The organism is Anabaena sp. EIM26 (genome assembly GCF_057568715.1).
In genome coordinates, this window is sequence record NZ_CM172472.1 from 2804216 (window position 1) to 2817565 (window position 13350).

At 37.3% G+C, this 13350-nt stretch carries 7 protein-coding genes and 1 pseudogene; 4 read left to right on the forward strand and 4 right to left on the reverse strand.

All coding sequences use genetic code 11. The features are described from left to right. The first annotated feature begins 97 nt into the window (after window positions 1-97). Window positions 98-1756: an alpha/beta hydrolase gene (locus AC012T_RS12220; RefSeq protein ID WP_487066078.1), complete on the forward strand. Its 1659-nt coding sequence runs from the start codon at window positions 98-100 to the stop codon at window positions 1754-1756. Window positions 1757-2232: 476 nt separating this feature from the next. Further along, window positions 2233-2388, forward strand: a pseudogene (locus AC012T_RS12225) (formylglycine-generating enzyme family protein); the annotation flags it as partial. Window positions 2389-2750: 362 nt separating this feature from the next. Here AC012T_RS12225 and murD read toward each other — a convergent pair. The 3 genes from murD to AC012T_RS12240 form a co-directional block, all read right to left on the reverse strand. Next, complete coding sequence (gene murD / locus AC012T_RS12230) at window positions 2751-4202, reverse strand: UDP-N-acetylmuramoyl-L-alanine--D-glutamate ligase (protein WP_487066080.1); 1452 nt, start codon at window positions 4200-4202, stop codon at window positions 2751-2753. Between the two features lie 80 nt (window positions 4203-4282). Continuing rightward, a complete protein-coding gene (glyS, locus tag AC012T_RS12235; RefSeq protein WP_487066082.1) occupies window positions 4283-6433 on the reverse strand; it encodes a glycine--tRNA ligase subunit beta in 2151 nt (716 codons plus the stop codon). Window positions 6434-6913: 480 nt separating this feature from the next. After that, window positions 6914-7342: a hypothetical protein gene (locus AC012T_RS12240; RefSeq protein ID WP_487066084.1), complete on the reverse strand. Its 429-nt coding sequence runs from the start codon at window positions 7340-7342 to the stop codon at window positions 6914-6916. Window positions 7343-8198: 856 nt separating this feature from the next. Here AC012T_RS12240 and AC012T_RS12245 point away from each other — a divergent pair. Beyond that, window positions 8199-12062, forward strand: coding sequence for a HEAT repeat domain-containing protein (locus AC012T_RS12245; protein WP_487066086.1), 3864 nt, complete (start codon window positions 8199-8201; stop codon window positions 12060-12062). 307 nt (window positions 12063-12369) lie between these two features. Further along, window positions 12370-12594, forward strand: coding sequence for a hypothetical protein (locus tag AC012T_RS12250; RefSeq protein WP_487066088.1), 225 nt, complete (start codon window positions 12370-12372; stop codon window positions 12592-12594). Between the two features lie 107 nt (window positions 12595-12701). On the opposite strand, the gene AC012T_RS12255 is transcribed toward AC012T_RS12250, so the two are convergent. Then, window positions 12702-13049, reverse strand: a complete 348-nt coding sequence (locus AC012T_RS12255) for a hypothetical protein (RefSeq protein ID WP_487066090.1) — start codon at window positions 13047-13049, stop codon at window positions 12702-12704. Window positions 13050-13350 lie beyond the last annotated feature (301 nt).

The window sequence follows — 13350 nt, forward strand, 5'->3', positions numbered from 1 at the left end:
CTATATATCAATTATTTTATTTCATATTTTTCAAAAGTATAGTGGTCAAACACACCAAAACCAGCTACAATCCTCTAAGTAGAAGTGCAGTTTAAAAATGTTGACAGGAAACAGTTGGAAAAATAGCAAGCTAGTTGCAAGTGTATTTAGCGCGATACCTGCGGTAGCAATCGCATTCATGCCATTATTAGGAACAAACACTTCAGCGCAAGCAGCAGATACAGTTGTTGTCCGGTATGGAGCATTAGAAGAATCTGCTTCTTTAGCTGACTTAAAAAAGTCGGTAGAAATTGGAGAATTACCCGCTAGTTTAGGAACTTATACCAAAAGACTATCAGAACAACAACGCCGATTTTTGGTAGGGGGATTGAGAGCAAGAATACCGCTAAATGTCATCACCCTGACTAGATTACTTAATACTCAAATCGGTAGCACCGTTCTCAATGACATTTCTGTCGGTATCAGCCGCAAAGATAAGGCTGGTGTTCAAGCACTGAGATCGGGATTGATTTTAGGTGCTAATTCGCCTCAAGGTCTATCTGTACTCAGTTTTATTGCTGCTTATCCCAGTAAAAGCCTAGAAATTGATGTACCACAGGCTTTAAATGTGGCAAAAAGCTTAAATATGGCTTTTCTGCGGACTCAAATGTTTATGCTGGCTATGGCTCCCCCAAATGCCCCCAGTAATCTAAAATCATCTTATTTCCTTGACCCTCAACAAACTGGAAGTAGCCAAGTTCAACTTCTCAATTTAAATTTAAATGACGACAAGCGCAATCGTAATATTACCGTAGACGTTTATTGGCCAAATTCCGCAAATACCGATAAACCCGTAATTGTCTTTTCTCACGGTTTTGGCTCAACCCGCTCTGATTTGCGTTATTTAGCACAACATCTCGCATCCCACGGTTATGTAGTCGCAGCCTTAGAACATCCTGGTAGTAATAAAACTAGCAGTGAATTAGCAGCTAAAAATAAAACCCAGTTGCTAAAACCTCAAGAATTTTTAGACAGACCTCGTGATATTAGTTTTGTTGTCGATGAATTAGAAAAAATCAACAAAACTGCTAATAACCCACTCCAAGGGAAACTTGCAACAGATAAAGTCATGGTTGTCGGTTACTCTTTTGGTGGTACTACAGCTTTAGCACTAGCTGGTGGTGAATTCCAAATTGAAAGCCTCAAACAAAGCTGTGAACAGAAATCGGCTAAATTGAGTATAGTTGAAGGTTTTCTGTGTGTAGCTAAAGAATTACCAGAGAAAAGCTATCAATTACAAGATCCCAGAATTAAACAAATAGTTGCACTTAATCCAGCCACTTCTTTATTATTTGGTGAAACTGGTTTAACAAAAGTACAAATTCCCACCCTCGTTTTAGCAAGTTCCGCAGATAAAATTACTCCACCTTTAACCGAACAGGTCATAGGCTTTGCTAAAATTCAGACTCCTAAATGGTTTGCTGGTGCTGTTGGTGCTACACATTTGAGTGTTATTGATCCTGATACCAATTTAAATCAGCAGGTAGAACCAAATACACCATTTTCAAGTCGAGAAATTAAGGGTGAGCAAGCAACTGATGTGCGGAAATTTGTGAAAATTGTGACTCTAGCGATGGCAGCACAGTTAACACCAGAAGCTAGTAAATATGCGGAATTTTTGACTCCAGAATATGCTCAAATTTCCTCAACTACTCTGTTTCCATTTAGTATAGTCAGACAAATTCCTATGGATGCAATGGGGTTGATGAAAAGATAGTTAGAAAAATAAAAAGGCTTGGAAGGGAAACCAAGCCAAGACTTCACTCAGGGTAAAATATATCCTAGTGTATAAACTCTCAGTAATTTAAGCATCCTCCTTAAGGAGTACAATCAAGGCTAATTTTGAACGAAAGTACTGCTCAATTTACTTTATAGTTTGATATAGTAAAAGTATAAAAAAGGCTTGGTGTTGTGCCAAACCTTAATCACAGAAGTGAAAGACTCTGCCAAATTTAATCATTTATAAGATAGATAATTCATCTATCTTTATATATAGCTGTAACGTTTAAATCTGTATGAAGAGCATAGTTTTTGTGACGTGTGTTGGGATTAAATCTTCGATTCAACTCACAGATAGACAAAAAATAATTTTACAGTTCCTTACTTGTCACCGATATTATTTTTTGTCTTAAATTACCTGCTAAATGTGCGCTTAAATAATATTTAACAAAATTGGTGATCTAAAAATGCGAAAAAGGCAATAACCGTCCTGTAGAGTCTGTTTCTTGGAAAAATGCAGTTGAGTTTTGCGATCGCTTATCAAAACATACTAAAAGAGAGTATCGTTTACCTAGTGAAGCTGAATGGGAATATGCCTGTCGAGCCGGAACTAACACAGCATTTCATTATGTGAGAAAATTTTTTGGGGAAAAATGTTTTTTGGGTTTAAGAGGTTGTTTGAAAAGTCTCCTTCCATGTCATGCTGAGGAACGAAGCATCTCAGTATGTGGGCTAAACTCCAGATTCTTCGTTGCGTAAGACTCCACATGGCTAACGCCACGCTATGCCTACGGCACACTACGTGAACGCCAACAGAATGACAAATTATACGTCCCTAAACTTTTCAAACATGCTCTAAATAAATATTTTATAATTTTGCCTACGGAATGTGGGTTTGATTGATGGTGCGTTACGGCTTTGCCTAACACACCCTACAAATATTTAGATTGTTTCAAAACTCAAATACTATTGCTATACAGCACTTCCCGACATTATTCTGATTCCTGACTCCTGACTCCTGAATTCTGTTCAATAAGACATAATTGCCGGAAATGATCGCCGCGTATTTCAAAATTTGGATATTGGTCAAAACTTGCACAAGCGGGAGACAACAAGACTACAGATGCTTGATGGAGTTTTGCTAATTCTGCGGATTTGGGTACAGCTTTTTCCATTGTTTCCAAAATTTCAAAGTTAGTATATCCTACCTCTTGCAGACGTTGAGCAAATGCTGGTGCAGCATTACCAATAAGTACAACAGCAGCTGCTTTCTCCTGAATTTTGGCTAACCAACCAGTATCATCACCTGCTTTAGCTTCACCACCAGCAATTAAAATTGCGGGACTTTTTACAGATGATAAACCAACTTCGGCAGCATCATAATTAGTCGCTTTGCTATCATTAATAAAATCAATACCTTCCCAGGTGCAGATATGTTCTAAACGATGAGGAACACCAGGAAATTCACGCACTGCATGGGAAATTGCATCAATATTAATTCCTGCTAATCTTGCTGCCGCTACTGACATAAGGAGATTTTGTTGGTTATGTTCTCCTACCATTCGCAAAGCTGAAACTTCTACAATTGGTGTGGGTGCAGAGGTGGAACTTAACTTTTCTATTACCCAACCATTTTCTATATAAAAGCCTTTTTCACCAATTAAAAAATCTTTACCTTTCACACTTGTCCAATAAGCATTCGGCCAATCACTTAATCCTATTTTACTTAAATAGGCATCATCTCCGTTGAATATTTGCAACTGAGAATTTTTTAATAGCTTGGCTTTGATATTGTAGTAATTTTCTAGAGTTTTATGACGCGCTAAATGATCTGGTGTGAAGGTTGTCCAGATACCAATGCGGGGGGAAAGAGTGACGGAAGACTCTATTTGATAACTGCTAAGTTCACCAATTATCCAATCATAACGATTTTGGATTTTAGATTTTGGATTTTGGATTGGGTTTTGGTCGTCGCCTTCAATACTCGTGTTGGCTAAAGCTACTTCACAAGCTGCCAAACCGATGTTACCACAGGCAGGAGCGTTAAATCCGGCGGCTTGAAAAATGGCAGCAGTTAAGGCTGTGGTGGTAGTTTTACCGTTTGTACCAGTAATTCCCACCCAAGGAATATTTTGTAAATTTCGCCAAGCTAGTTCCATTTCCCCAATGGTTTCAATCCCTAAGTCTCGTGCTTTGACTAAGATAGGAATATCCCAAGGGACACCGGGACTAACAACTATTAATTTGGGTAAATGAGTATTATTTAGGTCTGGGGTGTGACCTAATTTAACGGGAATTTTTTCAATGGCAAGTTCTTGTTGTTGTTTGAGGAGGGTCGGGGAGGTGCTACTATCATTTAACTCCACCTCCCAGCCTTCCTGTTTCAACAATCTTGCCGCAGCAACACCGGACTTTCCCAATCCAATAACTATAGCTTCTGGCATAGACTGTGTAGCATCCCTGGTTAAGCTACCCTATAGTAGCGTTAATTAGCAAAAATTACACCTGTTTTTGTTGATTTTTGCTACAGATTTTTTACGATCGCACCAAAGTCGGCTATGACACGAGCATGATTGCGAAGTAATCCCAGTAAATTTAACCGATTTCGCTTAATCTCAGGATTGGAGTCCATGACTAATACGCTATCTTCACCATCAAAGAATTTACTTACTGTGGGAGCAATTTTCTCCAGTGCGGCTACTAATCGTAGGTAATCACGGTTTTGTTGTGCTGCTTGGGTTTCGGGTACTAACTCAATCAGAGCATTGTAGAATGCAGATTCAGAGGATTTTTGGAATAATTCGGGGTTAATTAAAGACTGGGGTTCTAGCTGCTGGAAGTCTAAATCACCTTGTGCTGCTAGACGTGTAGAACGGTTGACGGTTTCGTAGATTTTATCTAAAGTACCGTCTTTGCGGATTTGTTGCAAGTAGAGAGCGCGATCGCGTACATCTAATAAATCCTGCAATGCTCTTTCTGTGTATTCTGGGTCATTTTCTCCCAAAACTGCATTTACCAAATCATAATCAATCTGCTTTTCTTCTTGTAATAAGGTGCGAATCCGTTGCAGGAAAAATTCCCGTAATGTAGAAATTAAAGATTTTGCATCTTTATTAAATGTGGTAGCAAAATGTATAGCTATTTGCTCTAATAGCTTTTCTAAATTAATCTGCAAATTCGCAAACCATGTAATATTAACTATGGCATTGGCAGCGCGACGTAATGCAAAAGGATCGGATGAACCTGTGGGGATTAAGCCTAAGCCAAAGATACTGATTAATGTATCTAATCTATCAGCTAAACCGACAATTTGACCTGTGAGGGTTTGGGGTAAAATATCATCAGCATTTTTGGGTAAATAATGCTCAATTATTGCTGTGGCAACTTCTACATTTTCCCCACTAGCTAAAGCATATTTTTCTCCCATAATTCCCTGTAATTCTGGGAATTCATACACCATTTGTGTGACTAAATCAGCCTTACACAATAATGCTGCTCTTTTGATTTTCTCGCTTTCACTTTCTCCTAATTGCAATTGTTGAGAGATGAGATTAGCAATATTAACAACTCTGTCAATTTTCGCCCGCACTGAACCTAAATCTTCTTGAAAAGTGACTTTTTCCAATTGAGGTAAAAAGCTTTCTAATGGTTTAGCTAAATCAGCTTCATAGAAAAATCTACCATCAGCTAAACGCGCTCGAATGACTCTTTCATTACCGACGGCGATAATATCTGATTTAGCAGGATCACCGTTAGAAGTAGTGATAAAATTGGGTAATAACTCTTTGCTATCAGCAGTTTTAAAAATAGGGAAATAACGCTGATGATTTACCATGACTGTAGTAATTACTTCAGTTGGTAATTGGAGAAATTCATCTTCAAATTTACCGATAACTGCGCTAGGAGATTCAACAAGATTGATGACTTCTGCTAATAAATCTGGATAAATTGGTGTATATCCGCCTAACTTTTGTGCTGCTGTTGTTACTTGTTCTTTGATGATATTTTCCCGTTCTTCTGGGACAACATTCACAAAAGCAGAACGGAGAGTATTTACATATTCTGTCGCGTGGGAAATGGTTACAGGTTCTGGATGTAAAACGCGATGTGCTTGAGATATTCTATTACTCTTGACAGTTTTACCGCCATTTTCTAATTCTAACGGCAAAATATCCCCATCTAACAAAGTCACCAACCAGCGAATCGGACGGGAAAATTTAGCATCTCCATGTCCCCACCGCATTAACCGCTTTCCTTCTAAATTCCAAATCCACTGGGGAACCAGTTCTGTCAAAATTTCTGCTATTGGACGGCCGGGAGTCTTTTTCTGGATAAAGACAAAATCACCTTTTTCCGTGGGACGAATTTCAAAAGCTGCAACTTCCACACCTTGTTTTTTAGCAAAACCGACTGCTGCGGGAGTGGGTTGACCATCTTTAAAGGCTGCTTGTGCGGGTGGCCCTTTGATTTCTTCTTCTTTATCTGGTTGTTGAGATGGTAAACCAGTGATTAAAACTGCTAATCTGCGAGGAGTTCCATAAACTTCAAAAGCTTGATATGTAAGGCTGTTAGCTTCCAGAGTTTGGGGAATGCGCGATCGCCATTGTACAATAGCATTACTAAGAAAGCTTGCAGGTAGTTCTTCTGTTCCAACTTCTAATAAAAACGCAGGCATAGGTCACTCTTAACTTTATCAGTCAATTCCAACAGTGTACCTTGCCATCAGGCTGAAGTATCCGATGTACAACTGATTCGGCAGAATTTTCTTTTTTCCAATAGACATCTGGTGGAAAAAATGTAGAGACGTTCCATGTATCGGGATTCTCCGCTCTACATTGTCTTTCACGCCTATATCTAAGAGAATGTTTGAAAATTTTTGGGCGAATATATACTGCAAACGGGTGAAATCTGGACTTATGTCATACTGAGCGTAACGTAGTGCAGCGAAGTATCTCGGAGATTCTTCACTGCGTTCAGAATGACACTTTTAACCCGTTTTTAGTATAATATTACTCCGATGCCGTAGGCTGTACGCTACTACTGATGAAAAGGTGGTCTTTTTAACCCGCCTGCGCGGGTTTAGTTTGTATAGCCGCGACTTCTAGTCGCCAGGGCTGTAATAAATTAGACTTTTCAAACAACCTCTAAATATCTTCTAACATTTAGTAGCATTGGGATCTTCAAATTCACCAGGCTGACGGATCAGAAGTTCATTTAAAATCATCTGACCAGCAGGATTTATTACCTGTAATCGTACCAAATCGGATTGGGTAGTTTGCCAGGCAACTTGATATTTAAATTTGCCATTAGTCCAGGTGAAGACAGGACGAGCTTTAGTACCAGATGCTCTAGCACCAACTAAACAAAGTTTTTTGCCTGTTTTCAGGTTTAAATTTTTGTAATAATAATTACCTTTTTCTTCCCAAAGAGTTAAATGCCAAGTGTGTGATTGACCCTTTTCTGCAAAAAATTCTCCATCTGGAAAAGCGAGACCAGCCACAGCTTGATTCTGGATGGCAATATCTGCGACTATGGGCAAAGAAAGACCCAGAACTAAAGCAATGCTTATTCCTTTAATTTGCATAATTGATTACCACTCTAGAAGTAGTATAACTTTAGACACATTATTATATAATCATTTTCATAAACTACAAATCTCAGCAATAAAACGCAACCTAATCAGCTTTGAATTAGATGAAATATAAAATAATAAGAATTATGGATTTCATTATCAATGCTTTTGACAGTTTTATTAGGAAAAATACGAGATAAATGGTGGGTAAAATTAACCCACCTTACTGTGTGTCTCAATTAGAGAAATCAAAAGCTAAAAATGTGATTTGGATGATTGCTTTTATTCCCTCTAAATTAACTAGTAAAGAATTGCCACAATCAAATCACACCTAAATAATGAGTTAGAAAAGTTTTATTGCTGGTTATCCTGGTTATTATCGGAGGATTTTTCTTTTATCTTTTTCATCACCCAAAATAGAACCTCATCCGCAGACTTCTCAATTGCCCAAGTGATTAGAACTGTTAAAAGAAGAGTAAAGATATCCATTATAACTTCCCGCTATTGTTTTTTTGCTTGATTATTTATATAAAATCAAATAAAAAATAGAAAATAAATATCCAAAAAAAAGAATTTACTAGAATTTAATAAAAATCTTGCCCATTATGATTGATGATGTTATTTTGGAAATACAGCATTCCTATATTTGATTTTTGATAGCTTGTGTGGTGTAGCCATATAAATTCTGTACACAAAAAGCCTTAATGGATAGGGGTTTAGCAATGCTAAACCCCTACATATAAATAAAAATTTATAGTCCGTTTTAACGGACTTTGGCTATTAGGCTGGGAATTGATTCCCCGGCGTATTATAAAGCTAATTGAGAATACTAAAATTGCCATAAATAATTAATCAACAAGCGTAATTTATGATATCCCTAGAAGAAACGACATTCAAACAAAAATTTCTGCAAGAGATGTCCATGAAATTTGAATTTACTGGAGATACACATCAAATATTTATAGTTAGGTTTGACCCGAACAACTATAGTATTGATAATGATGAGAAACTTGCCAATAAAATTATTTTTAAAAATAAAATTGAGGTTAAAGATCAAAAGATTAAAGATGAATTAAAAAATAATATTTACCCTATTCTTCAACAAAACAAATGCGTTATAGAATCAAAAAAAGGTAGACCACAAAAAGGAAATGAGCCTTGGAAACAGGCTTATAAATGGCTTTGGGAAGAGAAATATCCTGAATGGCTTGCACAACAACAAACCCAAAATAATCAACCTGAACCCCAACCCGAAACACTACAAATCAACTGGCGCGAAGTTTGCCAGAAAATGCTACAAAAGCAGCAACATCAACAACGATTAAGACGACAAATCACCGAATTAAAACACGAAATAGAAATCTTTGTAGAATTAGGCTTAATTCAACCCAAACCCTCACGACGTAAAGAAGAAACACCCTTTCCCGATGCTGATGAGGGTATGCAGCAATATGAATTAAAATCAGAAGAAATTACCAAACAATACGAATATAAGCAATTTATTGATGAAGTAATTGGCCAGCAAACCAAAAATTTAGCCATTATTGGAGAACCAGGGGCAGGAAAAACCACTTGGTTAAGCAAAATTGCCGAATATTTAGCCGATAATTCTGATTACCCTAGCCCTATTTTTATTAGTCTCAGTCGCTTAGACAATAGAACCCTAAAAGACTATTTACTGCATACTTGGCTAGAAGAGGCTTTAGAGTTTATTCCCTCCCAAATTACCGTTACACCCGCTTTAGAGGCAGATTTCCAGCAACAGTTTAAGGATAAGCGAGTGTGGTTGCTGTTGGATGGGGTGGATGAGATGAAAACCACCGAAAACTCACCTTTATCCCAACTCAATAGCCAATTAGAAGGATGGTTAATTTGGACAAGGGTAATTCTCACCTGTCGTCTCAATGTTTGGCAACCTAACCCCATAGCTAATTTTGACTACTATCGCACTCTAGCTTTTAGTAATGTCCAGGTGAGAGATTTTATTCAGCAGTGGTATGAAAAGGAGAAAAAACCGGAGTTAGGGGAACAGTTACAGCAAAAGTTAACCGCACCCCAACACAGCCGCATTTTTGATTTAGTCAAAAACCCTTTGCGGTTGGCAATATTGTGTCAGAGTTGGTATTTTTTGCAAGGGGAATTACCGGAAACTAAAGCTAATTTGTATCAGCGTTTTGTTGATGCAACTTATGAATGGAAAAAAGGGGAATTTGGCACTACAGCAGCGCAAAGAAAACAGTTAAATCAGGCCTTGGGAAAATTGGCTTTAAGGATGATTGATGAACAAATCAGTCTCAAGGAGTCTGTGATTAAAGATGTCATGAGTTTAGAGGAGTTTGCATTAGCAGAAAAGTTAGGTTGGTTAAATTGGGTTTATCGTGATCAAAAAACTGATGAAAGGGTTTATGCTTTCTTTCACCTGAGTTTTGCAGAATATTTTGCAGCTTGTGTGATTGACGATAGGGATTATTTTCTACCTAAAAATCATGTTGATAAACCTGTTGAGGGTAAGAAATATCGTATTTTTGAAAATGAATGGGATGAGATATTTTTATTGTGGATAGGAAGAGAAAATATTGATCATAAAAAGGAAGAGTTGATCCAAGCATTAGTTAATTTTGCAGATAGTGTAGATAATTTTTACAGGTATCAAGCTTACTGTAAAGCGGGTATAGCCATTGTTGAGTTTAAAAGTTGTTCCCTTGCTGATGAAATTGTAGATAAAATTATCAAATGGGGATTTGGTGATTTTAATATGGAAAAACAAGAATGGCAAATTTTTATTGATTCTATTTCAGAAGATGCAAAAAAAACTTTATCATTGATTGATATAGAAAGAGTAATTCCGGCTTTAATCAAACTCCTTACAGATACTCAGGCTAAATATATTCGTGATATTCGTGGGAGTGTTGCTGAGAGTTTAGGAAAGATAGCAGTAGGTAATGAACAAGCAATTGCTGCTTTAATCAAACTCCTTACAGACACTCAGGATGAATATATCTGTATGAGTGTTGATAAGATTTTAGGAAAGATAGCAGTAGGAAATGAACAAGTGATCGCTGCTTTAATCAAACTCCTTACAGACAATCAGTATGAATATATCCGTTGGAGAGTTGCTGAGATTTTAGGAGAGATAGCAGTAGGAAATGAACAAGCAATCGCTGCTTTAATCTCTATTCTTAATGACACTCAGGATAAAGTTACCTGTTGGAAAGTTGCTGAAAGTTTAGGAAAGATAGCAGTAGGGAATGAAGCAGTGATTGCTGCTTTAATCTCTATTCTTAATGACACTCAAGATAAATTTATCCGTTGGAAAGTTGCTGAGAGTTTAGGAGAGATAGCTGTAGGGGATGAACAAGCGATCGCTTCTTTAATCAAACTCCTTACAGACACTCAGAATGAATCTATCCGTTTTTGTGTTGCTGAAAGTCTAGGAAAGATAGATGTAGGGAATGAACCGGCGATCGCTGCTTTAATCAAACTCCTTATAGACACTCAGGATGAATCTATCCGTTTTTGTGTTGCTTGTAGTTTAGGAAGGATAGCAATAGGGAATGAACAAGTGATCGCTGTTTTAATCTCCCTTCTTAATACCACTCAGGATGAATCTATCCGTTGGAATGTTGCTCATATTTTAGGAGAGATAGCAGTAGGGAATGAACAGGCGATCGCTGTTTTAATCTCCCTTCTTAATACCACTCAGGATGAATCTATCCGTTGGAATGTTGCTCATATTTTAGGAGAGATAGCAGTAGGGAATGAACAGGCGATCGCTGCTTTAATCTCTCTCCTTACAGACACTCAGGATGAATCTATCCATTGGGGTGTTGCTGTTAGTTTAGTAAGGATAGCAGTAGGAAATGAACAGGCGATCGCTGCTTTAACCTCCTTTTTTATAGTAGCTACTGGAATCTCAGGGCTATTTCATGACACTCAGAATGAATCTATCCGTCAGCGAGTTGCTGAGACTTTAAGAGAAATAGCAGTAGAAAATGAACAGGCGATTGCTACTTTAATCTCAGAGATATTTCAGCTATTTCATAACACTCAGGATGAAGATTTCTATCAGATATATATGACGAAAGTTGCTAAGATTTTAGACAAAATTATAAAAACTGAAAATAACTATTTCATGACAGTCTCATTTTTAAAGAAACATCTCACCAATGAAGTTTATAAAAACAATCATGACCTCTACGAAAACTGGTTCACAATCCTCTGGCAATGTGCCAAAAACCTCACCTATCCCCAATTCTACCAAGCATGGCACGCAACCGACACCACCACCCTTAACCAACTCGAACAACAATACACCGATATTTATACCCAATTAAAGCAACTGCAACCCACCTCCACCACCTATCCCATCCCCCTCAATGCTGCTAACCTGGAAGGTAAAACCGCAGAAAAAGCCATAGCCAAAGGTATATTAATCAAAATTTATGGCGAAATCTTTCCCAAACAAAAAGCCAACAGCATTGAAGATATATTCGACTTAGAAAACCAACTCCAACCCCTGAGAGAACATCTAAATACAGATAAAATTGCCCTCATTTTCTGTAACATCAATCCTCACCCAGAATTAATTAATTTCTGTCAGCAATTACAGAATGACTGGTTGAAAATCGCCTTGATTACCGATACACCAATAGCATATCCCTTGAGAGGTTTTGCGCCTCAACAGGATAATTTATTAGGAGTCATTCAAACTTGGTTAGAGGAATTGGGGTAATACTATTCTACAGTGCTAAAGGTTATCTTATCAGACATAACTAAAGTCATTACGTCTGCCACGCTTCATCTTATTTACCGCTGATTCAAATATTTAACCCCCTGCCCAATGGAAGCATCTCACTTTCGTAAAAACACCGCTTTCATTCAGAATATTCCCAGACATAATTAATCTATTTATGTCCAGATAATTGAGGTAAAAGCCTTGATTTAATATAGTTTTTTTGGAAACATGAAAAATAAGATTTGCAATCAAGTCTAATCTATAAATTGCAGAGAACTTACATCGAGATAAAGGAGAAATTCTCATGGCTAATATCCATATTTCCAAACTACTTCCTACTGGTTATGAATTATTCAATGATTCTGCCAGCTTTCTCAACGAACTAGCTACTCAGGAAACTCTAGCTGTTGCAGGCGGTGGTCATTCTTGTCATGGTAAATACCACGGCCACAACCATTCTTACAAAGACCACTCCTACAAAGACCACTCCTACAGAAACCATTCTGGCTACTCTGGCGGCTGGTGGTAATTAACTAATTAAATAATACGGGAGAGTAATATAATTACCCTCCCACTTTATTGATATATATTTAATCTGGTTAATCTGGAAAATTGATATAAACCAATCTTTTGAACTTATTCAGATTGTTTATTATACTTCCAGTGAGCAAGCAATGGTAGCGCATTAAACCGCCAGAGAACAGCAGCTAAATTAGTTAGTAAACAAGTAATTGCTAGACCCAATAAAATATAAGTTGGTAGCATCACCACGCCAATCATTAACCAAGTATAAACGTGTAGCATCATCACACAAGCGAAAATACTAGCAAAGCCAGCAGATTGCCATACTTGAATTGTGGGACGGTTTAGTGCTGTGAGGGTAATTGTCAACAATGTGGACAAAATATTTGCTGGTATAAGAAACGCACAAATACCTGCACAGTTGGCACGAGATAATTCAGCTAAAGTGTTGAAATCGAGCATTAAGTTATGGTAATTAAGAATTGACTTATTTATAAGGTTAACATTTATTTATTTACCCAAACTAAACAATAGCATAGGAGTGAGTATTCACATCAATTATTTTACATTCTTTAAAGAATTAAGCAACCTAAAATCCTTAACTAGATATTGAGATATGACGGAAAATGCTCGCCATTACCAACAGGACTTACTCAACTGGAATATTTAGTTTAGTAGAGTGCATCAGATCCCGAAAATCTGTGATTGTTGCCAAATTATGGATTCTGACGCAACCTACAAAAGATATTGATTGTTAAATTCA